Genomic DNA, 23688 nt, shown 5'->3' with positions numbered 1-23688 from the left:
AACGAGCACGCCTACTGCCTGGCCATCGAGAAACTGCTGGGCATCCAGGTGCTCCGGTCGCAGTACATCCGCGTGATGTTCTCGGAGATCACGCGCATCCTCAACCACCTGATGTGGCTTGGGCTCGCATGGCAACGACTGCGGCTCGTCCACCATCCTGATCTACACCTTCCGCGAGCGCGAAGACCTGTTCGACGTCTACGAGGCGGTGTCGGGCGCGCGCATGCATGCGGCCTATTTCCGTCCGGGCGGCGTCTACCGCGACCTGCCGGACACGATGCCGCAATACAAGGCCAGCAAGATCCGCAATGCCAGGGTGATCGACGATCTGAACGTCAATCGCCAGGGTTCACTGCTCGACTTCATCGAGGATTTCACCCGGCGCTTCCCCAAGTGCGTGGACGGATACGAGACCCTGCTCACCGACAACCGCATCTGGAAGCAGCGCACCGTGGGCATCGGCGTCGTGACGGCCGAGCGCGCGCTCAATCTGGGATTGACCGGCCCCATGCTGCGGGTTCGGGCATCGCCTGGGACTTGCGCAAGAAGCAGCCGTACGACGTCTACGATCAGGTCGATTTCGACGTTCCCATCGGCAAGACCGGTGACAGCTACGACCGCTACCTCGTGCGCGTGCAGGAGATGCGCGAGTCAACCGCATCATCAAGCAATGCGTGGATTGGCTGCGCGCCCATCCCGGCCCCGTGATCGTGGACAACCACAAGGTCGCGCCGCCCTCCCGTGAGGCGATGAAGACCAGCATGGAAGAGTTGATCCACCACTTCAAGCTCTTCACCGAAGGCATGCATGTGCCCGAGGGCGAAGCCTATGCGGCGGTGAGCACCCCAAGGGTGAGTTCGGCATCTACCTGATCAGCGACGGCGCGAACAAGCCCTATCGCTTGAAGATCCGGCCCCGGCTTTGCCCACTGGCTGCGTTGGACGAATTGGCCAAGGGCCACATGCTGGCTGACGCCGTGGCCATCATCGGCACGCTGGACATCGTGTTTGGAGAGATCGATCGATGAGCGCATCCGCCGTTTCCGTGGCTTCAATGCCCGTGTCGGAGGCCACGCGCGCACGTTTTGCGCGCGAGGTCGCCAAGTACCCGCCGGAGCGCAGCAGTCCGCCGTGATGGCGTGCTTGGCCATCGTGCAGCAGGAGCAGGGCTGGGTCACCCCTGAGAGCGAGGAGGCGATTGCCGACTATCTGGGCATGGCGCCCATGGCCGTGCAGGAAGTGACCACGTTTTACAACATGTACAACCAGAAGCCGGTGGGCCGCTTCAAGCTGAACGTGTGCGCCAATGCACCGTGCATGTTCGCCGGTGGCCCGCAGGCGCTGGAGCATCTCTGCGGCAAGCTGGGCGTGGAGCCCTGTGGCACCACCGCCGACGGCGTGTTTACCGTGCAGCCCAGCGAGTGCCTGGGTGCCTGCGGCGATGCGCCCGTGATGCTGGTCAACGACCGGCACATGTGCAGCTTCATGTCCAACGACAAACTCGACCAGTTGGTCGAGGGCTTGCGCGAGGCGGAGGACTGAGCCATGGCGCGTGTAAATGACATCCTCGCGCAGTTCCAGGCCAAGGGCGTTGAGACCTGCTTCCATGGCCGTCACATCAACCCGCAGATTTGCGCCGATCTGAACGGCAGCAACTGGGGCTGAAGGACTACGAGGCGCGCGGCGGCTACGCGGCCTTGCGCAAGATTCTGGGCCGGGACGGCGGAGCGGGATGACGCAGGACGAGGTCATTGCCGAACTCAAGGCTTCGAGCCTGCGCGGGCGCGGCGGCGCGGGCTTTCCGACGGGCTTGAAGTGGAGCTTCATGCCGCGCAACTTCCCCGGGCAGAAATACGTGGTGTGCAACTCTGACGAGGGCGAACCCGGTACCTTCAAGGATCGCGACATCCTCATGTACAACCCGCATGCGGTGATCGAGGGCATGGCCATCGCGGGCTACGCCATGGGCGCCAGCGTGGGCTACAACTACATCCACGGCGAGGTTTTCCAGGTCTACGAGCGCTTCGAGGCCGCGATCGAGCAGGCGCGCGAGGCAGGGTTCCTGGGCCAGGGCCTCATGGGCAGCGCGTTCAACTTCCAGTTGCACGCGCACCATGGCTTCGGTGCCTACATCTGTGGCGAGGAAACTGCGCTGCTCGAATCGATCGAAGGCAAGAAAGGGCAGCCTCGGTTCAAGCCGCCGTTCCCTGCCAGCTTTGGCTTGTACGGCAAGCCGACCACGATCAACAACACCGAGACGTTTGCCGCGACGCCATGGATCATTCGCCATGGCGGCCCGGCGTACCTGAGTGCGGCAAGCCCAACAACGGCGGCACGAAGATCTTCTCGATCTCCGGCGATGTCGAGCGGCCGGGCAACTACGAAATCCCGATGGGCACGCCGTTCGCCAAGCTGCTGGAACTGGCTGGCGGTATGCGCGGTGGCAAACCGCTGAAGGCGGTGATTCCCGGCGGTTCCTCGTCACCGGTGCTGCCGGCTGAACTCATCATGCAGTGCACGATGGACTACGACTCCATCGCGAAGGCGGGCTCCATGCTGGGCTCCGGCGCGGTCATGGTGATGGACGATTCGCGCGACATGGTGGAGACGCTGCTGCGCCTATCGTATTTTTATATGCACGAATCCTGCGGCCAGTGCACGCCCTGCCGGGAAGGCACGGGCTGGCTGTGGCGCATGGTCGATCGCATCCAGCATGGTCAGGGGCAGCCGGAGGATCTGGCCAAGCTCGACAACGTGGCGGAGAACATCATGGGTCGCACGATTTGCGCGCTCGGCGACGCCGCGGCCATGCCGGTGCGCGCGATGCTCAAGCACTTCCGCCACGAGTTCGCGGCCAAGATCGAAGCCGCGCAGAAGCACCCCGCCTGAGCGAACGGAACCGGACTCTAAGCCCATGGTTGAAATCGAAATCGACGGCAAGAAGGTGGAGGTGCTCGAAGGCAGCATGGTCATGCATGCGGCCGAGAAAGCCGGCACCACATCCCGCACTTTTGCTATCACAAGAAGCTGTCCATCGCCGCCAACTGCCGCATGTGCTTGGTGGACGTTGAGAAGGCTCCCAAGCCGATGCCCGCCTGTGCCACGCCAGTCACGCAGGGCATGATCGTGCGCACCCAAACCGGCAAGGCGCTCAAGGCGCAGAAATCGGTCATGGAGTTCCTGCTCATCAACCACCCGCTGGACTGCCCGATCTGCGACCAGGGTGGCGAGTGCCAACTGCAGGATCTGGCGGTGGGCTACGGTGATTCCGGTTCGCGCTACGAGGAAGAAGAAGCGCGTGGTGTTCCCCCAGGACGTGGGGCCGCTGATCTCGATGAAAGAGATGAACCGCTGCATCCACTGCACGCGCTGCGTGCGCTTCGGCCAGGAGATCGCCGGGGTGATGGAACTGGGCATGGCCCACCGCGGCGAGCATTCCGAGATCACGACGTTCGTGGGCAATTCGGTGGATTCCGAGCTGTCCGGCAACATGATCGACATCTGTCCGGTCGGAGCGCTGACGAGCAAGCCGTTCCGCTACAGCGCCCGCACCTGGGAACTGTCGCGTCGCAAGAGCATCAGCCCGCACGACAGCACCGGTGCCAACCTGATCGTGCAGGTCAAGAACCACCAGGTCATGCGCGTGGTGCCGCTGGAAAACGAGGACGTCAACGAGTGCTGGATCGCCGACCGCGACCGCTTCTCGTACGAGGCGCTGAACGGCGAGGACCGCTTGACCAGGCCCATGCTCAAGCAGGGCGGCGAGTGGAAGGAGGTTGATTGGCAGACTGCGCTGGAGTACGTCGCCAACGGCCTGAATCAGATCAAGTCGGAGCATGGCGCGGAGCGCATCGGCGCCCTCGTCAGCCCGCACAGCACGCTGGAGGAGCTCTACCTCGCCGGCGCGCTGGTGCGCGGCCTGGGCAGCCAGAACATCGACCATCGCCTGCGGCACACGGAGTTCGCGCCGGCCGAGGGCGTGCGCTGGCTGGGCACGTCGATCGCCTCGCTGTCGCAACTGCAGGCGGCCCTGATCGTCGGCTCCAACCTGCGCAAGGACCATCCGCTGTTTGCAGGGCGAATTCGGCAGGCAGCCCGCAACGGTGCAGCGGTGGCGGCTATTACTTCGGTAGCACTTCTCGGCCAGTCCGGGGCCTGGGCCATGCCCCTGGCGGCGGCCTCCATCGGCGAGCCCGGCGAGTGGGTTCAGTTGCTGGCCGACGTGGCGGCTGCCGTCGCGGGCGGCAAAGGCGACGTGGCGCCCGTGCCGGGCCAGGCGACCGAAGAGGCGCAGGCGCTCGCCGAGGCCTTGCTGTCGGGCGAACGCAAGGCCATCCTCCTGGGCAACGCGGCGGCGCAGCATCCAGCGGCGTCCAGCCTGCTGGCGCTGTGCCAATGGATCGGCGAGCAGACCGGCGCCACCGTGGGCTACCTGACCGAGGCGGCCAACACGGTCGGCGCCCAGGCGGTGGGCGCGCTACCGAGCGCTGGCGGCCTGAATGCCGGCCAGATGCTGGCGGGCGGCCTGAAGGCGGCATTGCTGCTCCACTGCGAGCCCGGACCCGACAGCCGGGGCGTGGAGCTGAGCGGCTGCGACATGGTCGTCACGCTCAGTCCGTTCAAGGCCAACCTGGACGTCAGCGACGTGCTGCTGCCGATTGCGCCGTTCACCGAGACATCGGGCACCTTCGTCAACGCGGAAGGCCGGGCCCAGGGCTTCCACGCGGTCGTCCGTCCGCTGGGTGAAACCCGTCCGGGGTGGAAGGTGCTGAGAGTTCTCGGCGACTTGCTGGGCGTGGTCCAGCCTGCGTACCAGACCTCGCAGGAAGTGCTGGCGCAGGCGCTGGAAGGCGCGGCCATGGGGTCGATCGCTGGCGAGCGGCTGAGCAACCCGCACTTCCGCGCCCATCGAAGTCCGGCCGCAGCCGGTGGCGCTGCAGCCGGTGGGCATCTATCAGCTCGATGGCATCGTGCGCCGCGCGCTCTCGCTGCAGATGACGGCCGATGCGCGCCAGGGAGCCGGGGCATGATCGACGCGATCTACAACTTCGGATTGCACCTGTTCGCGGGCACGTGGTGGTCAGGCATCGTTTGGCCGGTGGTCTGGAACCTGATCAAGATCGTGGTGGTGCTGCTGCCTCTGATGGGCGCGGTGGCTTACCTGACGCTCTGGGAGCGCAAGCTGCTGGGCTTCATGCAGGTGCGCCATGGCCCCAACCGCACCGGTCCCTGGGGCCTGCTGCAGCCGATCGCCGATGCGGTCAAGCTCCTGACCAAGGAGATCATCCAGCCCACGGCGGCGGCCAAGGGCCTGTTCTTCCTGGGGCCGCTCATGGCCATCATGCCGGCGCTGGCTGCCTGGGTGGTGATTCCGTTCGGGCCCGAGACGGCGCTGTCCAACGTCAATGCCGGTCTGCTGGTGGTGATGGCAATCACTTCGATCGAGGTGTACGGCGTCATCATCGCCGGCTGGGCATCCAACTCGAAATACGCCTTCCTCGGCGCGCTGCGCGCCTCGGCGCAGATGGTGAGCTACGAGATCGCCATGGGCTTCTGCTTCCTGGTGGTGCTGATGGTGTCCGGGAGCATGAACCTCACTGACATCGTGATGGGGCAGGCCAAGGGCATGGCCGCGGGCAAGGGCCTCGCTTTCCTTTCCTGGAACTGGCTGCCGCTGCTGCCGATCTTTCTGGTCTACCTGATTTCCGGCGTGGCGGAGACCAACCGCCATCCCTTCGACGTGGTCGAGGGCGAGGCCGAGATCGTGGCCGGCCACATGGTCGAGTACTCGGGCATGGGTTTCGCCATCTTCTTCCTGGCGGAGTACGCCAGCATGTGGCTGGTGTCCATTCTGGGGGTGCTGATGTTCCTCGGCGGCTGGTTGCCGCCCTTCGAGGCGCTGGGCTTCATCCCGGGGTGGATCTGGCTGGGCCTGAAGACCTTCGTGGTGGTGTCCATGTTCATCTGGATCCGCGCCACCTTCCCGCGCTTTCGCTACGACCAGATCATGCGCCTCGGCTGGAAGATATTCATTCCGGTCACGCTGGTCTGGCTGGTCATCGTCGGGGGCTGGCTGCTCAGCCCCTGGAACATCTGGCATTGAAGGGCAGGACAAGTCATGGCTTCCGTTGCTGCTTCACCTTTTTCGATCCGCGATTTCTTCAAGAGCTTCATGCTCGTGGAACTGTTCAAGGGCATGGCCCTGACTGGCCGTTACGCGTTCAGCCGCAAGGTCACGATTCAGTTCCCGGAGGAGAAAACGCCCTTGTCGGCGCGCTTTCGCGGCCTGCACGCCCTGCGCCGCTATGAGAATGGCGAGGAGCGCTGCATTGCCTGCAAGTTGTGCGAAGCCGTGTGTCCGGCTTTGGCCATCACCATCGAGGCCGGCGAGCGAGCCGACGGCTCCCGCCGCACCACGCGCTACGACATCGACCTGACCAAGTGCATCTTCTGCGGCTTCTGCGAGGAAAGCTGCCCGGTGGACTCCATCGTCGAGACCCACATCCTCGAATACCACGGCGAGAAGCGCGGCGATCTGTACTTCACCAAGGACATGCTGCTGGCCGTGGGCGACCGCTACGAACCCGAAATCGCCGCAGCCAAGGCGGCGGACGCCAAGTACCGCTGAACGCGGGCTTGCACTGCCGATAAAGATTCATGGACGTCCAGACCGGCTTCTTCTACGTGTTCTCCCTGGTGATGCTGTTCGCGGCATTCAGGGTGATCACGGCGCGCAACCCCGTGCATGCGGTCCTGTTCCTCATGCTGGCCTTCTCGCAGGCTGCTGGGATCTGGCTGCTGCTCAAGGCCGAGTTCTTGGCGGTCACACTGGTGCTGGTCTACCTGGGCGCGGTGATGGTGCTGTTCCTGTTCGTCGTGATGATGCTCGACATCCACATCGACAGCCTGCGGCAGGGCTTCTGGCGCCACTTTCCGTTGGCGCTGGCGATCGGTGCCCTGATCTCGCTGGACATGGCCGTGGTGCTGTTCGGTGGCTTCCGGGCGGGCGAGGCGCCGGTGGTGCCGGAGACGGTCACCAACGCGGCGGGCCAAGTGGTGCAGTACTCGAACACCAAGGCGCTGGGCACGCTGCTCTACACCAAGTACCTGTATCCGCTGGAAATCGCCGCCGTAATCCTGCTGGTGGCGATGATTTCCGCGATCGCCCTGACGCTGCGCGAGCGCAAGGACAGCAAGAAGATCGATCCGTCCGAGCAGGTGCGCGTGAAAGCGCGTGACCGCGTCGAGGTCGTGAAGCTCGCCATCACGCGCGCCGCTCCGGCCGCTGAGGCGTCCGCGACCGGCGCCGCCACCGTGGAGGAGGCCAAGAAATGACCCTGACCCTCGCGCACTACCTGACCCTGCGGGCGATCCTGTTCGCACTGGCCGTGGTGGGCATCTTCCTGAACCGCAAGAACCTGATCGTGCTGCTGATGGCGATCGAATTGATGCTGCTGGCCATCAACATGAACTTCGTGGCCTTCTCGCACTACCTGGGCGACATGCACGGGCAGGTGTTCGTGTTCTTCATCCTGACCGTGGCCGCCGCCGAATCCGCGATCGGCTTGGCGATCCTCGTGCTGCTGTTCCGCAACAAGTCCAGCATCAACGTGGACGAACTCAATTCGCTGAAGGGCTAACGGAACCCATGAGCCAGACCCTTTCTGCTGCAACCCTGCTGGCCGTTCCGCTGGCACCGCTGGCCGGCTCCGTGCTGGCGGGGATCCTCGGGACGACCTTCGGCGGCAATCGCATCGGCCGCGCGGCGTCACACTCGGTCACGATCCTGGGCGTGTTCGTCGCCTTCGTGCTGTCGGCGCTGACGCTGAAAAGCGTGGCCATGGACGGCGCCCGCTTCGATGCCACCATCTACGAGTGGATGGTGGTCGGCGGCCTGAAGATGGAGGTCGGTTTCCTCGTCGACGGGCTCACCGCCATGATGATGTGCGTGGTGACTTTCGTGTCGCTGATGGTGCACATCTACACCATCGGCTACATGGAGGAGGACGCGGGCTACGACCGTTTCTTCTCCTACATCTCGCTGTTCACCTTCTCCATGCTGATGCTCGTCATGAGCAACAACTTCCTGCAGCTGTTCTTCGGCTGGGAGGCGGTGGGCCTGGTGTCCTACCTGCTGATCGGCTTCTGGTACAACAAGCCGACGGCGATCTTCGCCAACATGAAGGCCTTTCTGGTCAACCGGGTGGGTGACTTCGGCTTCATCCTGGGCATCGGCCTGATCGCCGCCTACGCCGGCACGCTGAGCTATGGCGAAACCTTCGCCAAGGCCGGCCAGATCTCGACGATGGTTTTTCCCGGCACGGATTGGCTGTTGATCAGCGTGATCTGCATCTGCCTGTTCATCGGCGCCATGGGCAAGTCGGCGCAGTTCCCGCTGCACGTGTGGCTGCCTGACTCGATGGAAGGCCCGACGCCCATCTCGGCGCTGATCCACGCGGCGACCATGGTGACGGCCGGCATCTTCATGGTCGCGCGCATGTCGCCGCTGTTCGAGCTGTCGGACGCCGCGCTCAACTTCATCCTCGTCATTGGCTCCATCACGGCGCTGTTCATGGGTTTCCTGGGCATCATCCAGAACGACATCAAGCGCGTGGTGGCCTATTCCACGCTGTCGCAGCTCGGCTACATGACGGTGGCGCTGGGGGCATCCGCCTACTCGGTGGCCGTCTTCCACCTGATGACGCATGCCTTCTTCAAGGCCTTGCTGTTCCTGGCAGCGGGCTCGGTCATCATGGGCGTGCACCACAACCAGGACATCCGCTGGATGGGCGGCTTGCGCAAGTACATGCCGATCACGTGGATCACGTTCCTGCTGGGATCGCTGGCGCTGATCGGCACGCCGTTCTTCTCGGGCTTCTATTCCAAGGACGCGATCATCGAGGCGGTTCATGCCAGCCATCTGCCGGCCGCGGGCTTTGCCTACTTCGCCGTGCTGGCAGGCGTGTTCGTGACGGCGTTCTATTCGTTCCGCCTGTACTTCCTGGTGTTCCATGGCCAAGAGCGCTACGACCAGAACCCGGACGCGCACCACCATGGCGACGACCACGGGCACGGCCATGGCCATGACGCCAAGCCCCACGAGTCGCCCTGGGTCGTTTGGGTGCCGCTGACGCTGCTGGCGATCCCGTCGGTCGTGATCGGCGCCATGACGCTGATGCCCATGTTGTTCGGCGACTTCTTCAAGGGTGTCATCCACGTCGATGCCGCGCGCCACCCGGCCATGGCCGAACTGGCCGAGGCCATCCATGGCTGGCTGCCTATGGCGCTCCATGGCTTCCAGGCCCTGCCGTTCTGGCTGGCGCTGGCGGGGGTGGCCACGGCGTACTACATGTACATGATCAATCCCGCGCTGCCTGCGGCGATCAAACGCGCGTTTCAGCCCGTCCACACGCTGCTGGAGAACAAGTACTACATGGACTGGTTCAACGAGAACGTCATCGCTCGCGGTGCCCGCATGTTGGGCACCGGCCTGTGGAAGGGCGGCGACCGGGCGCTGATCGACGGCGTCGTGGTCAACGGATCCTGGAAGCTGGTGGGCTGGGTGTCGGGCGTGGCGCGCTGGCTCCAGTCCGGCTACCTCTATCACTACGCCCTGGTGATGATTCTGGGGATCTTCGTGCTGATGACGTACTTCGTCTGGCTCAACAAGTAAGAGGAAGAGCGGGATAACGACATGGGTTGGTTGAGCCTTGCCATCTGGACGCCGATTCTGTTCGGCGCCGTGCTGCTGGCACTGGGCCGTGAGAGTCAGGCGCCGCTCGTGCGCTGGTTGGCACTCGTCGGGTCGGTGATCAGTTTTCTCGTCACGCTGCCGATCTACGGCGGCTTCAAGCTCGGCACGGCCGAGATGCAGTTCGTGGAGAAAGCGCCTTGGATCGAGCGCTTTAACGTCAACTACCACCTGGGCGTGGACGGCATTTCGCTGTGGTTCGTGCTGCTCACGGCCTTCATCACCATCATCGTCGTGATCGCCGGCTGGGAGGTGATCCAGCGCAAGGTCAACCAGTACATGGCGGCCTTCCTGATCCTGTCCGGCCTGATGATCGGCGTGTTCGCGGCGCTCGATGGCGTGCTGTTCTACGTGTTCTTCGAGGCCACGCTGATCCCGATGTACCTGATCATCGGCATCTGGGGCGGGCCCAACAAGATCTACGCGGCGTTCAAGTTCTTTCTCTACACGCTGCTGGGCTCGCTGCTGATGCTGGTGGCCTTCATCTACCTGTACACCCGTTCGGGCGGCAGCTTCGACATCCTGGCCTGGCACAGCCTGCCGCTGTCCGGCACGGCGCAGACGCTGCTGTTCTTCGCCATGCTCGCGGCGTTCGCTGTCAAGGTGCCGATGTGGCCGGTCCACACCTGGCTGCCCGACGTGCACGTCGAGGCGCCCACGGGCGGCTCGGCCGTGCTGGCCGCCATCATGTTGAAGCTGGGCGCCTACGGTTTCCTGCGCTTCTCGATGCCGATCCTGCCCGATGCCTCGCGCGAATGGGCGTGGCTGATGATCGCGCTGTCGCTGATCGCGGTGGTCTATGTGGGCCTGGTGGCGCTGGTGCAGCAGGACATGAAGAAGCTGGTCGCCTACTCGTCGGTGGCGCACATGGGCTTCGTCACGCTGGGCTTCTTCGTCTTCAACGACCTGGGCGTGTCGGGCGGCATCGTGCAGATGATCGCGCACGGTTTCGTGTCGAGCGCCATGTTCCTGTGCATCGGCGTGCTGTACGACCGTGTGCATTCGCGTGAGATCGCTAGCTACGGCGGCGTGGTCAACACCATGCCGCGCTTCACGGTGTTCGCACTGCTGTTTGCCATGGCCAACTGCGGTTTGCCGGGCACGGCCGGCTTCGTGGGCGAATGGATGGTGATCCTGGCGACCGTCAAGGCCAATTTCTGGCTTGGCCTGCTGGCCGCCACCGCGCTCATCTCCGGGGCTTCCTACACCTTGTGGATGTTCAAGCGCGTGTATTTCGGCCCCATGGTCAACGACGACGTGCGCCAGCTCTCCGACATCAACGGGCGCGAGTTCCTGATGCTGGCGCTGCTCGCCGTCGCCGTGCTGTGGATGGGCCTGTATCCCAAGCCGTTCACCGACGTGATGGATGCGTCGGTGGCCAGCCTGCTGCAGCACGTGGCGGCATCCAAGCTGAACTGAGGACCCGCAAGAATGATTGACAGATTCAGTTGGATGGCCATCTACCCGGAGCTGGTGCTCTTGGTCATGGCGTGCGTCATCGCGCTCCTCGACTTGCTGGACAAGCGCCTCGGGCGCCCCGTGGCCTACATCCTGTCCGTGCTGACGCTGCTGGTGCTGGCCGTGCTGTCGGGCCTGTACGCCAGTAGCGGCCAGACCGTGTACGGCTTCGACGGCCTCGTGGTCAGTGATCCCATGGCCAACTGGCTCAAGTGCTTTGCCGCGCTGGCCGTGCTGGTGACCTTCGTTTATGGCCGCTCCTACGTGGCCGATCGCGGCATGCTGCGCGGCGGTGAATGGTTCGTCCTGGGCCTGCTGTCCCTGCTGGGCGTCTTCGTCATGATCTCGGCGGGCAACTTCATCGTCCTGTACCTGGGCCTGGAATGCCTGACGCTGGCCAGCTATGCGCTGGTGGCCCTGCGGCGCGACCACACCACCTCGGTCGAGGCCGCGATGAAGTACTTCGTGCTGGGCGCCATGGCCTCGGGTTTCCTGCTCTACGGCCTGTCGATGCTCTACGGCGCCACGGGCACGCTGGACATCGCCGGCGTCTTCAAGGCCATCGCCTCGGGGCAGATCAAGCACCAGGTGCTGGTGTTCGGCCTGGTGTTCGTGGTCGCGGGCGTCGCATTCAAGTTCGGCGCCGCGCCTTTTCACATGTGGATTCCCGACGTTTACCATGGCGCGCCCACGGCGGTCACGTTGATGCTGGGGGCCGCGCCCAAGCTGGCGGCGTTCTCGATGGCGATCCGCCTGCTGGTGGAAGGCCTGCTGCCGCTGGCCATCGACTGGCAGCAGATGCTGGGCCTGATGGCCATCGCCTCGCTCCTCATCGGCAACCTGGCCGCCATCGCGCAGACCAACCTGAAGCGCATGCTGGCCTACTCGACCATCGCCCAGATGGGCTTCGTGCTGCTGGGCCTGATGGCCGGTGTGGTCAACGGCAACGCGCTGTCGGCCGCCAACGCCTACAGCTCCGCCATGTTCTACATCGTCACCTACGTGCTCACCACGCTGGCCAGCTTCGGCGTGATCATGCTACTGTCGCGCGAGGGCTTCGAGAGCGACGACATCGCCGACTTCGCCGGCCTGAACCAGCGCAGCCCGCTCTACGCTGGCATCATGGCCGTGTGCCTGTTCTCGTTGGCCGGCATTCCGCCGCTGGTGGGCTTCCAGGCCAAGCTGTCGGTGCTGCAGGCGCTGGTGAGCACCAATCTGCCGGCCTATATCGGCTTGGCGGTCTTCGCGGTGGTGATGTCGCTGATTGGCGCGTTCTACTACCTGCGCGTGGTCAAGGTGATGTACTTCGATGAGCCCACCAGCACCTCGTCCATCTCGGCGCCGTTGGACATGCGTGCCGTGCTGTCCCTCAACGGGGCGCTGGTGCTGGTGCTGGGCATCGTGCCGGGCGCACTGATGACCTTGTGCGCCCAGGCCATCGTGCAGATGCTCGCGACCTGATGTCCCAGGCCGCCGGCATCTGGCTGCTGATCGTTCTGGCCGCCGTCGCGGCCAACCTGCCATTCGTCAACCAGCGGTTGATGACCGTGATGCCGCTGCGCGGCATGCACAAGTCGCTGGCTTGGCGCCTGGCCGAACTGGTGGTGTGGTACTTCCTGGTCGGCGGCATCGGCCTGGCACTGGAGAAGGGCGCGGGCCAGATCCACGGCCAAGGCTGGGAGTTCTATGCGATCACGGCTGCGCTGTTCCTGACCCTGGCATTTCCAGGCTTCGTCTACCGTTACTTGGTGCGGCGTGGCGCCTAGGCCCGTCATTGACCTGACCGAGCACCGCGTTCAGGGCGAGGAGCTGTTCAAGGGCGGCTTCCTGCACGCCTTTCGCGACCAGGTGCGGCTGCCCGACGGCGGTCTGGCCCAGCGCGAGTACGTGGTGCATCCCGGCGCGGTGATGGTCGTGCCGCTGCTCGAAGGTGCGGACGGCGCCACGCGCCTGGTGCTGGAACGCCAGTACCGCTACCCGGTGCGGGGCACCCTGATCGAATTTCCCGCCGGCAAGCTCGACCCGGGCGAGGACCCGCTGGCCTGCGCCCAGCGCGAGCTGCGCGAGGAAACCGGCTACACCGCCCGCGAATGGGCGCACGCCGGCGTGCTGCATCCCGTGGTCGCGTACTCGACCGAGGTGATCGAGGTCTGGTTCGCGCGCGGCCTCACGGCCGGCGAACGGCGCCTGGACGAGGGCGAGTTCCTGGAGGTCTTCAGCGCCACGCCCGCGCAACTGCAGGACTGGTGCCGCGACGGCCAGGTGACCGACGCCAAGACCCTGGTCGGGGCGCTGTGGCTGCAGAATGTGATGAGCGGGACATGGGCGCTGGACTGGCGGCCCGCGCCGGCCGCCGCCTGAAGGGTATCCAGCCGATGAAAGTGCTCGACCTGCAATGTGCCCACGGGCATGGGTTCGAAGGCTGGTTCTCGTCCGAGGACGACTTCCAGGACCAACTGGCGCGCCAGCTCGTGGCCTGCCCGATGTGCGGCGACACGGCGGTGGCCAAGCTGCCCAGCGCCCCGCGCCTCAACCTGAGCGGCGCGATCCCGGCGTCGGCCGAATCCCAGGGCGCCGGCACGCCCGTCGCCGCGCTGCCGCCCGCCGCGCTGCAGGCGGCGTGGATGCACATGGTGCGCCGCGTGATGGCGCAGACCGAGGACGTGGGCGAGCGCTTCGCCGAGGAAGCGCGCCGCATCCACTACGGTGAAACGCCGGAGCGCGGCATCCGCGGCCAGGCCACGCGCGAGCAGACCGAGGAGCTGATGGACGAGGGCATCGCCGTCATGGCGCTGCCGCTGCCGGACAGCCTGAAGAACACGCTGCAATGAATTTGATAGCTGCCTGCATAATATATATGCGGGCTAGAGGCCAAAAAGGCTGAAAACTTCAGCGGCAGGCCGGCGCGTGGACGATGTTGCGCAGCGCCTCGATGTCGAGGATGCGCACGTGGCGGTGCTTGACTTCCACGATGCCGTCGTCGGCGAACTTCGAGAAGGTGCGGCTCACCGTTTCCAGCTTCAGGCCCAGGTAGCTGCCGATCTCCTCGCGCGTCATGCGCAGCACCAACTCCGACTGCGAGAAGCCTCGCGTGTGCAGCCGCTGCACCAGGTTGAGCAGGAAGGCCGACAGGCGCTCCTCCGCGCGCATGCTGCCCAGCAGCAGCATCACGCCGTGCTCGCGCACGATCTCGCGACTCATGATCTTGTGCACGTGGCTCTGCAGCGCCGGCACCTCGCGCGACAGATCCTCGATGCGGCCATAGGGCAGTTCGCACACTTCGGCGTCCTCCAGCGCCACCGCATCGCAGGTGTGGCGGTCGCCGACGATGCCGTCCAGCCCCATGATCTCGCCGGCCATCTGGAAACCCGTCACCTGGTCGCGGCCGTCCTCGGTGGTCACGCAGGTCTTGAAGAAACCCGTGCGGATGGCGTACAGCGCATTGAAGCGATCGCCGCTGGAAAACAGCGGCGACCCACGCGGGATCCGGCGCCGCGTGGTCACCAGCTCATCCAGCTTGCCCATGTCCGTGCCCGACAGGCCCATGGGCATGCACAACTCGCGCAGGTTGCAGTTGGAACACGCGACTTTGATGGCTTGCGGGGTCATGGGCGGCTGGATGAGGGGTCCGTCCCGCGAAGGCGGCGGTGAGCCATTCTAGTGCTGCCCCAGTCCATTCGACACCTTGACGATCGTCAAGGACAAGGACGCGCGCCGGCGCGACAGTACAGCCTGACACCACAGGACTGCCCCGATGCCCGCCATCACCCCCGAGCTGCTGACCCGATTCGACGTTCCCGGGCCGCGCTACACCTCCTACCCCACGGCGGACCGCTTCGTCGAGGCCTTCGGCGAGCCCGACTACCTGCGCGCGCTGGCGCAGCGCCGCTCGGGCCGCGGGCCGCTGGCCACGCCGCTGTCGCTGTACGTGCACGTGCCCTTCTGCGAATCGCTGTGCTACTACTGCGCCTGCAACAAGATCATCACCCGGCACCACGACCGCGCCGCGCCCTACCTGCGCTGCCTGGGCCGCGAGGTGGACCTGCACGTGCGGCACCTCGGCGCCGGCCAGGCGGTGAGCCAGCTGCACCTGGGCGGCGGCACGCCCACCTTCCTCGACGACGACGAACTGGCCGAGCTGATGGCCATGCTGCGCCGCGGCTTCAGCCTGGTGCCCGGCGGCGAATACTCGATCGAGGTCGATCCCCGCACCGTGGACGCCGACCGCCTGGCCACGCTGGCGCGCCTGGGCTTCAACCGCCTGAGCTTCGGCGTGCAGGATTTCGACCCGTTGGTGCAAAAGGCCGTGCACCGCGTGCAGCCGGCCGAGCAGGTCTTCGCCCTGGTCGAGGCCGCGCGCCGCATCGGCTTCGAATCCATCAACGTCGACCTGATCTACGGCCTGCCCTTGCAGACGCCCGAGTCCTTCGACCGCACCCTGGCGCAGGTGGCCCGGCTGCGTCCCGACCGCATCGCGCTCTACGCCTACGCGCACCTGCCCGAGGCTTCAAGCCGCAGCGGCGCATCATCCCCATCGAGCTGCCCAGCGCCGGCGGCAAGGTGGCGATGCTGGCGCGGTCGCTGGCGGCGTTCGAGGAGGCCGGCTACGTCTACGTCGGCATGGACCACTTCGCGCTGCCCGGCGACGCCCTGGCCGTGGCCAAGCGGCAGGGCCGGCTGCACCGCAACTTTCAGGGCTACAGCACCCAGCCCGACTGCGACCTGATCGGCCTGGGCGTGTCGGCCATCGGCAAGGTCGGCGCCACCTACAGTCAGAACGCCAAGACCCTGGCCGAGTACCAGGACCTGCTCGACCAGGGCCACCTGCCCGTGGTGCGCGGCCTGGCCGTCTCGCGTGACGACCTGCTGCGGCGCGCCGTCATCATGGCCCTGATGTGCCAGGGCGAGGTGCAGTTCGAGCCCGTCGAGCAGGCGCACCTGATCGACTTCGGCGCCTACTTTGCCGCTGAGCTGCAAACGCTGCGTGGCCTGCAGGAGCAGGGCCTGGTGGAGGTGACCGGTACGGGCATCCAGGTCACCGCCATGGGCTGGTTCTTCGTGCGCGGCGTGGCGATGGTGTTCGACAAGTACTTGCAGGCCGACCAGACCCGCGCCCGGTTCTCTAGAATTCTTTGATGCAAACCTCCCTGGCCGTCACTGCCCTGGTCATGGGCCTGGCCGGCGGCCCGCACTGCATCGCCATGTGCGGCGCGGCCTGCGCCGGCATCGGGCAGGCGGCCGCGCCGCGCGGCGAGCAGGCCGTCGGGCTGTTCCAGCTCGGGCGCCTGGCGGGCTACGCGGCCCTGGGCGCGCTGGCCGCCGCCTCGATGCAGGGGCTGGGCTGGCTCACCCTCCAGTCGGTCGCGCTGCGGCCGGCCTGGACCATGGTGCACGTGGCCGCCGTGCTGCTGGGACTGGTGCTGCTGGTGCGGGCGCGCCAGCCGGTGTGGCTGGAGACGGGCGCGCGCCGCGTGTGGACGCGGGTGCGCGCCGCCACGCAGTCGCAGGGCCTGGCCGCGCCGCTGGGTCTGGGCGTGGCCTGGGCGCTGCTGCCCTGCGGCCTGCTGTACTCGGCACTGATGGTGGCGGCGCTGGCCGGCAGCGTGGCCGGCGGCGCGGCGGTGATGGCGCTGTTCGCCCTGGGCTCGGGCCTGTCGCTGTGGGCCGGCCCGTGGCTGCTGCTGCGCCTGGGCGCCAACGGCCGTGGCCCCTGGAGCCTGCGCGTCGCCGGGCTGGCGCTGGTGCTCACCTCGGCCTGGGGCCTGTGGATGGGGCTGGTCCACGAACAGGCGCCGTGGTGCGTGGTGCCCACATCCTGAACGCTTCGTTTTTTATAGCTTCCGGCACAGTAACCGTGCGGGATGGAGGCTGATTTGGCTTGAAACCGAGGCGTTCTCAGGTGCCGGCGGCCGTCAGGCCCTTGTAGAGCATGTACGCCGCCAGCAGGTACAGCACGGTGGCGAACACGCGCTTGAGCTTCTTCACCGGCAGCGCGTGCGCCGCCTTGGCGCCCAGCGGCGCCATCAGCACGCTGCACGAGGCGATCACCACCAGCGCCGGCAGCCACAGGTAGCCGAAGGAGTGGGGCGGCAGGCCGGCCACGCCCTGGCCCGCGACCACGTAGCCCGCCACGTTGGCCAGCGCGATCGGAAAGCCCAGCGCCGCGCTGGTCGCCACCGCGTTGTGGATGGCCACGTTGCACCAGGTCATGAACGGCACCGACACGAAGCCGCCGCCCGCGCCCACCAGGCCCGACAGGAAGCCGATGCCCCCGCCCGCGCCCAGCAGCCCCGCCGTGCCGGGGATCTGGCGCGTCGGCGCGGGCTTCTTGTCCAGGAACATCTGGGTCGCCGAGAAGCCCACGAACACGGCGAACACCAGCGCCAGCGCCGAGCCCTTGAGCAGCGCGAACACCCCCAGGCTGGCCACCATCGCCCCCAGCACGATGCCCGGCGCCAGGCCGCGCACGATGTCCCAGCGCACCGCGCCCTTCTTGTGGTGCGCGCGCACGCTGCTGACCGAGGTGAAGATGATGGTCGCCATCGACGTCGCGATCGCCATCTTCACCGCCAGCCCCGGCGCCACGCCGCGCGCGTCCAGGATGGCGGAGATGAAGGGCACCATGATCATGCCGCCGCCGATGCCCAGCAGGCCCGCGAGGAAGCCGGTGACCAGGCCCAGCAGGGCGAGTTCGATAACGAGCAGGGGTTCGAGGGGCATGCGGGGTGGCCGGTGGGTCGGCCACCGCAGCGGGCGCCGGGAAGGGGAATAAGGTGTCTGCGAATGCCGCCGGACCGTCATCCTGAACGCGGGGGTTCAGGTGGGCGAGGTCAGACTGGTCTTGGGTTCATCTGACGCGAGACGATCACGCTGACCAGACGATGTTCCAGGCCCGTGCTCTATGAGCATTGGTTCAAGGAAATATAAAGCCCGGCGCGCACCGCAGACGCCGCCATTTTACCGGGGCTCAGAGCAGTTGGCCGTCCTCGCCCAGCGCCCGGTCCAGGCGCTGCAGCAACACGCCCAGCGTGGCCTGCTCGGCGACGCTCAGCGAGGGCTCGTCGCCCGCGGCCGGGGCGGCCTGCGGCGCGGCGGCGGGCTGCTCGGCCAGCTCGAACGCCAGGTTCAACGCCGCCAGCACGGCGATGCGGTCGCGCGCCTTGATCTTGCCGGTGCCCTGGATCTTGCACATGGCCGCGTCCACGCGCTGCACGGCCTCGTGCAGCCGCGCCTCGCCGCCCTCGGGGCAGCCCAGCAGGTAGCCCTGGCCCATGATCTTGACTTCGAGTTGCTTCACGACGAGCGCTCCTGGTGCTGCGGCGGCGCGGCCTCCGGCGCCAGCACGCCGGCGGCAGCCGGCAGGCGGTCGATCAGCGCGTCGACCCGCGCGCGCGCCGCCATCAGGCGCGACTTCAGGCTGTCGCGCTCGTGCGTGAGCGCCTCCACCTGCTGCGCGAGCAGTTCGTTGGTGCGGCGCAGTTCATCGTGGCGCACGAGCAGCCGCTCGACGCGCTCGGCAATCTGTTCGATCAAGGGCGGATTCGTCATGGGGCGCGGTGAACACGGGGGGACGAGCCGATTGTACGAGGGGCGTGCGGCGCGGTCGCGCGCGCGGGGACACCTTCACCCTCTCATACAATCGCTGTCGTTGGTGCTCGCGCGCCGTGGTTCGCACGGCCGCAGTTCAACGGGAAGCAGGAGGGCGCCTCGCCTAGAGGGCCGCCTAACCTGCGCTGCCCCCGCAACGGTAAGCGGACGGTTGCCCCGGTCCGCCGGGGCGCCGGCCTGCTCCTCACACGGCCACTGGCTGCGCTGAAACACGCGGCCGGGAAGGCGAGGAGCGGGTGACTCCTCCGCCAGCCCGGATACCGGCCAACGAGGAGGACGCGCGCGCCGCCCACGACTGAAACGGGCACGCGCGCGGCCAGTTCGCCCCAGGCGCCGGCGGGGAAGCCGGCAGGGGGCTGTCCGCCATCCCTGTTCCCGTGATGAATCAAATGTTTGCCCCCTGCCGGCCGGCCGCGCTGCCGCTGGCGATCTCCTGCGCGCTGTCCGGCACCCTGGCTGCCCAGGCGCAGCCCCTGCTCGAATCCACCACCGTCGCCCAATTGGCCGCCCCCGCGCTGGCCGAGACGGTGGTCACCGCCACGCGCGCGGCGCAGCCGCTCGCCGACGTGCTGGCCGACGTGACCGTGCTCGGCGACGAGCAGATTCGCCGCAGCGGCGCCGTCAACATCGCCGACCTGCTGGCGCGCCAGCCGGGGCTGGAGCTGTCGCGCAACGGCGGCCCCGGCACCACCACCAGCCTGTTCATGCGCGGGGCCGACAACCGCTTCACCGCCGTCTACATCGACGGCATCCGCGTCGACACGCAGTCCACCGGCGGCGCGCCGTGGGAGGGCATCGCGCTGGGTCAGGTCGAGCGCATCGAGATCGTGCGTGGGCCGGCCGCCGCCGTGTACGGCTCCGACGCCATCGCCGGCGTGGTGCAGATCTTCACGCGCAAGGGCGACGGCCCCTTCGCCCCCTACGCCGGCGTCGGCCTGGGCAGCCAGGGCACGAAGAAGCTGGAGGCCGGCTTCAGCGGCAAGAGCGGCGCCGTGGACTACGCCCTGGGCGCGGCGCGCGACCTCAGCCACGGCTTCGACAGCCGCCCCGGCACCAACCCCGACCGCGACGGCTGGCGCAACAGCAGCGCCAGTGGGCGCGTGGGCCTGCAGATCAACGGCGCGCACCGCGTCGAGGCCAGCGGCACCCACAGCGACATGCGCGCGCAGTACGACGGCTTCACGCCTGGACTGAACGACGTGGGCCACAACCGCCTGGCCACCCTGGGCGCGGCCTGGAACGCGCAGTGGACGAAGCACTACAGCACCCGCCTGTCGGTCAGCGAGTCGCGCCAGCGCTACGAGACCACGCCCAGTCCCTACCGCACCGAGACCACGCTGCGCAACGTCCTGCTGCAGAACGAGTGGCGCCAGGGCCCGCACCTGGTCACCGCCGCGCTGGAGCGGCGCGGGGACCAGCTCGTCAACCAGCCCATCGACCGCAGCCGCCACCAGGACGCCATCGCCCTGGGCTACGGCCATGCGCACGGCGCCCACACCGTGCAGCTGAACGTGCGGCACGACCGCGACAGCGAGTTCGGCGGCCACGCCAACGGCAGCGCCGCCTACGGCTACGCCTTCGCGCCCGGCTGGCGCGTGACGGCGGCGGCGGGCACGGCCTTCCGCGTGCCCACGCTGTACCAGCGCTTCTCGCAGTACGGCCAGCCCGCGCTGCAGCCCGAAAAGAGCCGCAACGTCGAGATCGGCTTGCACTGGTCGCAAGGCGCCAGCCGCTTCGGCGTCACGGCCTACCGCAACCAGGTGCGCAACCTCATCACCTTCGGCGCGGCGGGGCCTTGCGGCGACGCCTTCGGCTGCTACGACAACACCGGCCGCGCGCTGCTGCAGGGCGTCACCCTGGCGGGCGCGCACCGGCTGGGCGGCGTCAACCTGAGCGGCTCGCTCGACCTGCAGAACCCCAAGGACGACGTGACCGGCAAGGTGCTGGCGCGCCGCGCCAAGCGCATCCTCAAGCTGGCCGCCGACACCCGCGTGGGCGACTGGACACTGGGCGCCGAATGGCAGGCCTCCTCGCGCCGCTGGGACAACGCCGCCAACACCAACGTGCTGGCCGGCTACGGCGTCGTCAACCTGTACGCCAGCGCCACCATCGCGCGCGACTGGAGCGTGCTGGCGCGCATCGACAACGTGGGTGATCGCGACTACCGCATCGCGCGCGGCTACGCCACCGCCGGGCGCACCTTCTTCGTCGGCCTGCGCTGGTCGCCGAGGCCCTGACGCGCGCCGCGCGGTCTTGATGAAAAATGGGCTCAGAGCCCGCGTACAGTCTACGCCATTAGCTATGAATTCGGTAGCAGAAGAGATGTCCCTGTTTCCCGCCCGCTTCGGCGGGCGGCGGTTCATCGTGCTGGACTGGTTCACCCGCCATGCTTGACGTCGCGCGCAGCGAACTCATCCTCGGCGGCCAGAAGAGCGGCAAGTCGCGCCGCGCCGAGCACCTGGCCGCCGCGTGGCTGGCCGCGTCACCCGCGCACCGCGCCGTGCTGATCGCCACCGCCGAGGCGCACGACGACGAGATGCGCGCGCGCATCGCCCGCCACCGGCGCGAGCGCGCCGAGCGCGTGCCCGCCCTGGCGACCGTGGAGTCGCCCCCCGACCTGGCGGCGGCCCTCGCGTCCGCCGGCGGCGCCGAGACGCTGCGCGTGGTCGATTGCCTGACGCTGTGGCTGACGCGGGAGATGATGCCGATGGACACGGATTCTGAAAGAAATCGGCCTGCAGCCAGCTCGGATACTGCGTCGACAGCTATGCTTTTGGAAGCCATCGCCACCTGCCCAGGCCCCGTGGTGCTGGTCGGCAACGAGATCGGCCTGGGCGTCATCCCGCTCGGCCGCGAGGTGCGCGCCTTCGTTGATGCGCTGGGCGCGCTCAACCAGCAGGTGGCGGCGGTGTGCGAGCGCGTCACGCTGATGGTGGCCGGGCTGCCGCTGAGCCTCAAATGAAACGAATGAATTCTGATCTGACCCCTATTCAGGGCCTGTACCGCCTGGCCTGGCTGCTGTTCCTCGCCTTCGTCCTGCACGCCCCCGCCCAGGCCCAGTCCTACGAAGTCGCCGACGACCGCGGCGTTTCCGTCCGCTTCGACGCCCCGCCCCGGCGCGTTGTCAGCCTGCTGCCCTCGCTGACCGAGACCGTGTGCGCCATCGGCGCCTGCGACCGGCTGGTCGGCGTGGACCGCTATTCCAACTGGCCCGAAGCGGTGCGCCGCCTGCCGCAGGTCGGCGGCGGGCTGGACCCGAACGTCGAGGCCATCGTCGCGCTCAAGCCCGACGTGGTGCTCGCCGCCACGTCCTCGCGCGTGTCCGAGCGGCTGCGCGCGCTGGGCGTGAAGGTGGTGGCGCTGGAGCCCAAGACCGGCGCCGACGTGCGGCGCGTGATCGGCAAGCTGGGCGAGCTGCTGGCCGTGCCCGGCGCCGAGCGCGTGGCCCGCGACATCGACGCCGGCGTGGCCGCCGCCGCGCAGTCCGTGCCGCCCGCGCTGCGCGGCCAGCGCGTGTACTTCGAGGCCAGCGGCGGCCCGCACGCGGCGGGGCCCCAGTCCTTCATCGGCGAGATGCTGCGCGCCCTGGGCCTGGCCAACATCATCGGGCCGGAGCTGGGGCCGTTTCCCAAGATCAACCCCGAGCTGGTGGTGCGCGCCGACCCCGACCTCATCATGGCCGGCGCGCGCAGCGCCGGCGACATGGCCCGGCGCCCCGGCTGGCAGCGCCTGCGCGCGGTGCGGGCGCAGCGGGTGTGCGTGTTCGGCCTCGACGAGGTGGACATCCTCGTGCGCCCCGGCCCACGCATGCCCGAGGCGGCGCGCCTGATGGCCCGCTGCGTCACCGACCAGGGCGCGCGGGAGGGCAGGGCGCCGTGACCCGCGCGCCCTGGCTCGCGCTGGCGCTGTTGCTGCTGGCGTGCTTGGCGCTGGCCGTGGGCGTCAGCGTGGGCAGCACCGGCTTCGACAGCCTGCGGCACGCGCTGCAGGACCCGGTGGCGCGCCAGATCGTGGCCGAGATCCGCCTGCCGCGCACCCTGGGCGCGTGGCTGACCGGCGCGCTGCTGGGGCTGGGCGGCGCGGTGGCGCAAGGGCTGTTCCGCAACCCGCTGGCCGACCCTTTCTTGCTGGGCAGCGCCTCCGGCGCCATGCTGGCGGTGGCCGTGGCGCTGGCCTGGTGGGGCGCGCCGGCGGCGGCCGCGGCGCTGGTGCCCAGGCTGGGGCTGACGGGCGCGGCCTTCGTCGGCGCCCTGGGCGGCGTGCTGCTGGCGCTGCTGCTGGCGCAGGGCGTGCAGCACACGCTGCGCCTGCTGCTGGCCGGCGTGGTGGTGGGCCACGTGCTGGGCGCCGTCAAGGACCTGGTGACGCTGGCCGCGCCCGAGGTGCTGGCCGCCATGGTGGCCTTCATGCTCGGCAACACCAGCCTGATCGGCTGGCAGGCCTGCGGCGTGATGGCCGCCGTGCTGCTGCCGGCGCTGGCGCTGGCCTGGGCGCTGGCGCGCGTGCTCGACGGCTTGAGCCTGGGCGAGGCCACCGCGCACAGCCTGGGCCTGCCGCTGGCGCCCATGCGCGCGGCCCTGGTCAGCGTGCTGGCGCTGGCCACCGGCGCGGCGGTGGCGCAGGCCGGGCTGGTCGGCTTCGTCGGGCTGGCGGCGCCGCACCTGGTGCGCTCGCTGGCGCGGCTCACGCACGGGCCGCTGGTGGTGCTGTCCGCGCTGATGGGCGGGCTGCTGCTGGCCGTGGCCGACATCGTGGCGCGCGTGCTCATCGCGCCGCAGGAGCTGCCGGTGGGCGTGCTCACCGCCGTGCTGGGCGGCACCTACCTGCTGTGGCTGATGTACCGGCGCACGCGCGGCGGAGGGGGGCGGTGAG

19 protein-coding genes, 5 pseudogenes and 1 riboswitch are annotated in these 23688 nt (G+C 67.8%); of the genes and pseudogenes, 20 read left to right on the top strand and 4 right to left on the bottom strand.

What is annotated here, in order from left to right:
• The 14 genes and pseudogenes from IPG65_RS19275 to IPG65_RS19210 form a co-directional block, all read left to right on the top strand.
• Nucleotides 1–1027: pseudogene (locus IPG65_RS19275) on the top strand (NADH-quinone oxidoreductase subunit D); the annotation flags it as partial.
• Nucleotides 1028–1053: 26 nt separating this feature from the next.
• Nucleotides 1054–1541 (top strand): annotated as a pseudogene (locus tag IPG65_RS19270) (NAD(P)H-dependent oxidoreductase subunit E).
• 3 nt (nt 1542–1544) lie between these two features.
• Nucleotides 1545–2888 (top strand): annotated as a pseudogene (nuoF, locus tag IPG65_RS19265) (NADH-quinone oxidoreductase subunit NuoF).
• 25 nt (nt 2889–2913) lie between these two features.
• Nucleotides 2914–5029, top strand: a pseudogene (gene nuoG / locus IPG65_RS19260) (NADH-quinone oxidoreductase subunit NuoG).
• Nucleotides 5026–6102, top strand: coding sequence for an NADH-quinone oxidoreductase subunit NuoH (nuoH, locus tag IPG65_RS19255; protein WP_293192960.1), 1077 nt, complete (start codon nt 5026–5028; stop codon nt 6100–6102). The pseudogene nuoG and the gene nuoH overlap by 4 nt, the downstream one beginning before the upstream one ends.
• 15 nt (nt 6103–6117) lie before the next feature.
• Nucleotides 6118–6627: an NADH-quinone oxidoreductase subunit NuoI gene (gene nuoI / locus IPG65_RS19250; RefSeq protein ID WP_293192958.1), complete on the top strand. Its 510-nt coding sequence runs from the start codon at nt 6118–6120 to the stop codon at nt 6625–6627.
• Between the two features lie 29 nt (nt 6628–6656).
• Nucleotides 6657–7334 carry an NADH-quinone oxidoreductase subunit J gene (locus IPG65_RS19245; protein ID WP_293192956.1) on the top strand — a complete coding sequence of 226 codons (678 nt, stop codon included), beginning with the start codon at nt 6657–6659 and terminating at the stop codon, nt 7332–7334.
• Nucleotides 7331–7639: an NADH-quinone oxidoreductase subunit NuoK gene (gene nuoK, locus IPG65_RS19240; protein ID WP_293192954.1), complete on the top strand. Its 309-nt coding sequence runs from the start codon at nt 7331–7333 to the stop codon at nt 7637–7639. The genes IPG65_RS19245 and nuoK overlap by 4 nt, the downstream gene beginning before the upstream one ends.
• A gap of 8 nt (nt 7640–7647) precedes the next feature.
• Complete coding sequence (gene nuoL / locus IPG65_RS19235) at nt 7648–9672, top strand: NADH-quinone oxidoreductase subunit L (RefSeq protein WP_293192952.1); 2025 nt, start codon at nt 7648–7650, stop codon at nt 9670–9672.
• A 21-nt stretch (nt 9673–9693) separates the two neighbouring features.
• A complete protein-coding gene (locus IPG65_RS19230; protein WP_293192950.1) occupies nt 9694–11169 on the top strand; it encodes an NADH-quinone oxidoreductase subunit M in 1476 nt (491 codons plus the stop codon).
• A gap of 12 nt (nt 11170–11181) precedes the next feature.
• On the top strand, nt 11182–12669 hold the full coding sequence (gene nuoN, locus IPG65_RS19225) for an NADH-quinone oxidoreductase subunit NuoN (RefSeq protein ID WP_293192948.1): 1488 nt from the start codon (nt 11182–11184) through the stop codon (nt 12667–12669).
• Nucleotides 12669–12974, top strand: coding sequence for a DUF2818 family protein (locus tag IPG65_RS19220; protein ID WP_293192946.1), 306 nt, complete (start codon nt 12669–12671; stop codon nt 12972–12974). Before nuoN ends, IPG65_RS19220 begins: the two co-directional genes overlap by 1 nt.
• Nucleotides 12964–13569, top strand: coding sequence for an NUDIX hydrolase (locus tag IPG65_RS19215; RefSeq protein WP_293192944.1), 606 nt, complete (start codon nt 12964–12966; stop codon nt 13567–13569). Before IPG65_RS19220 ends, IPG65_RS19215 begins: the two co-directional genes overlap by 11 nt.
• Nucleotides 13570–13583: 14 nt before the next feature.
• Nucleotides 13584–14039: a DUF1178 family protein gene (locus IPG65_RS19210; protein ID WP_293193090.1), complete on the top strand. Its 456-nt coding sequence runs from the start codon at nt 13584–13586 to the stop codon at nt 14037–14039.
• A 58-nt stretch (nt 14040–14097) separates the two neighbouring features.
• Here IPG65_RS19210 and fnr read toward each other — a convergent pair whose 3' ends face one another.
• A complete protein-coding gene (gene fnr, locus IPG65_RS19205; protein WP_293192942.1) occupies nt 14098–14817 on the bottom strand; it encodes a fumarate/nitrate reduction transcriptional regulator Fnr in 720 nt (239 codons plus the stop codon).
• A gap of 145 nt (nt 14818–14962) precedes the next feature.
• On the opposite strand from fnr, the pseudogene hemN reads away from it, so the two are divergent.
• Nucleotides 14963–16344: pseudogene (gene hemN, locus IPG65_RS19200) on the top strand (oxygen-independent coproporphyrinogen III oxidase).
• Nucleotides 16344–17027, top strand: a complete 684-nt coding sequence (locus IPG65_RS19195) for a sulfite exporter TauE/SafE family protein (RefSeq protein ID WP_293192940.1) — start codon at nt 16344–16346, stop codon at nt 17025–17027. The pseudogene hemN and the gene IPG65_RS19195 overlap by 1 nt, the downstream one beginning before the upstream one ends.
• 76 nt (nt 17028–17103) lie before the next feature.
• On the opposite strand, the gene IPG65_RS19190 is transcribed toward IPG65_RS19195, so the two are convergent.
• The 3 genes from IPG65_RS19190 to IPG65_RS19180 form a co-directional block, all read right to left on the bottom strand.
• A complete protein-coding gene (locus IPG65_RS19190; protein WP_293192938.1) occupies nt 17104–17928 on the bottom strand; it encodes a sulfite exporter TauE/SafE family protein in 825 nt (274 codons plus the stop codon).
• Nucleotides 17929–18175: 247 nt separating this feature from the next.
• Nucleotides 18176–18505: a cell division protein ZapA gene (locus tag IPG65_RS19185; RefSeq protein WP_293192936.1), complete on the bottom strand. Its 330-nt coding sequence runs from the start codon at nt 18503–18505 to the stop codon at nt 18176–18178.
• Nucleotides 18502–18756, bottom strand: a complete 255-nt coding sequence (locus IPG65_RS19180; protein WP_293192934.1) for a DUF904 domain-containing protein — start codon at nt 18754–18756, stop codon at nt 18502–18504. Before IPG65_RS19180 ends, IPG65_RS19185 begins: the two co-directional genes overlap by 4 nt.
• 84 nt (nt 18757–18840) lie before the next feature.
• A riboswitch (cobalamin riboswitch) is annotated at nt 18841–19100 on the top strand.
• Nucleotides 19101–19196: 96 nt separating this feature from the next.
• Between IPG65_RS19180 and IPG65_RS19175 the strand changes: the two genes are divergently transcribed.
• From IPG65_RS19175 to IPG65_RS19160, 4 genes are all read left to right on the top strand, one after another.
• Complete coding sequence (locus tag IPG65_RS19175; RefSeq protein ID WP_293192932.1) at nt 19197–21053, top strand: TonB-dependent receptor; 1857 nt, start codon at nt 19197–19199, stop codon at nt 21051–21053.
• A gap of 149 nt (nt 21054–21202) precedes the next feature.
• Entirely contained in the window at nt 21203–21778 is a 576-nt protein-coding gene (locus IPG65_RS19170; RefSeq protein WP_293192930.1) for a bifunctional adenosylcobinamide kinase/adenosylcobinamide-phosphate guanylyltransferase, read from the top strand.
• Nucleotides 21779–21783: 5 nt separating this feature from the next.
• Entirely contained in the window at nt 21784–22695 is a 912-nt protein-coding gene (locus IPG65_RS19165) for an ABC transporter substrate-binding protein (RefSeq protein ID WP_293192928.1), read from the top strand.
• Entirely contained in the window at nt 22692–23687 is a 996-nt protein-coding gene (locus IPG65_RS19160; protein ID WP_293192925.1) for an iron ABC transporter permease, read from the top strand. The genes IPG65_RS19165 and IPG65_RS19160 overlap by 4 nt, the downstream gene beginning before the upstream one ends.
• Nucleotide 23688: the final 1 nt, after the last annotated feature.

The organism is Ottowia sp., assembly GCF_016703145.1.
GTDB lineage: Bacteria > Pseudomonadota > Gammaproteobacteria > Burkholderiales > Burkholderiaceae_C > Ottowia.
Note: the sequence above shows the minus strand (reverse complement) of the source record. Positions and strands in the feature narration are given on the sequence as shown.

What these genes read in the sequence shown, in the direction of transcription:
- nuoH (WP_293192960.1), top strand. Translation starts at nt 5,026, where the DNA reads ATGATCGACGCGATCTACAACTTCGGATTGCACCTGTTCGCGGGCACG.
- nuoI (WP_293192958.1), top strand. Translation starts at nt 6,118, where the DNA reads ATGGCTTCCGTTGCTGCTTCACCTTTTTCGATCCGCGATTTCTTCAAG.
- IPG65_RS19245 (WP_293192956.1), top strand. Translation starts at nt 6,657, where the DNA reads ATGGACGTCCAGACCGGCTTCTTCTACGTGTTCTCCCTGGTGATGCTG.
- nuoK (WP_293192954.1), top strand. Translation starts at nt 7,331, where the DNA reads ATGACCCTGACCCTCGCGCACTACCTGACCCTGCGGGCGATCCTGTTC.
- nuoL (WP_293192952.1), top strand. Translation starts at nt 7,648, where the DNA reads ATGAGCCAGACCCTTTCTGCTGCAACCCTGCTGGCCGTTCCGCTGGCA.
- IPG65_RS19230 (WP_293192950.1), top strand. Translation starts at nt 9,694, where the DNA reads ATGGGTTGGTTGAGCCTTGCCATCTGGACGCCGATTCTGTTCGGCGCC.
- nuoN (WP_293192948.1), top strand. Translation starts at nt 11,182, where the DNA reads ATGATTGACAGATTCAGTTGGATGGCCATCTACCCGGAGCTGGTGCTC.
- IPG65_RS19220 (WP_293192946.1), top strand. Translation starts at nt 12,669, where the DNA reads ATGTCCCAGGCCGCCGGCATCTGGCTGCTGATCGTTCTGGCCGCCGTC.
- IPG65_RS19210 (WP_293193090.1), top strand. Translation starts at nt 13,584, where the DNA reads ATGAAAGTGCTCGACCTGCAATGTGCCCACGGGCATGGGTTCGAAGGC.
- fnr (WP_293192942.1), bottom strand. Translation starts at nt 14,817, where the DNA reads ATGACCCCGCAAGCCATCAAAGTCGCGTGTTCCAACTGCAACCTGCGC.
- IPG65_RS19195 (WP_293192940.1), top strand. Translation starts at nt 16,344, where the DNA reads ATGCAAACCTCCCTGGCCGTCACTGCCCTGGTCATGGGCCTGGCCGGC.
- IPG65_RS19190 (WP_293192938.1), bottom strand. Translation starts at nt 17,928, where the DNA reads ATGCCCCTCGAACCCCTGCTCGTTATCGAACTCGCCCTGCTGGGCCTG.
- IPG65_RS19180 (WP_293192934.1), bottom strand. Translation starts at nt 18,756, where the DNA reads ATGACGAATCCGCCCTTGATCGAACAGATTGCCGAGCGCGTCGAGCGG.
- IPG65_RS19175 (WP_293192932.1), top strand. Translation starts at nt 19,197, where the DNA reads ATGAATCAAATGTTTGCCCCCTGCCGGCCGGCCGCGCTGCCGCTGGCG.
- IPG65_RS19170 (WP_293192930.1), top strand. Translation starts at nt 21,203, where the DNA reads ATGCTTGACGTCGCGCGCAGCGAACTCATCCTCGGCGGCCAGAAGAGC.
- IPG65_RS19165 (WP_293192928.1), top strand. Translation starts at nt 21,784, where the DNA reads ATGAATTCTGATCTGACCCCTATTCAGGGCCTGTACCGCCTGGCCTGG.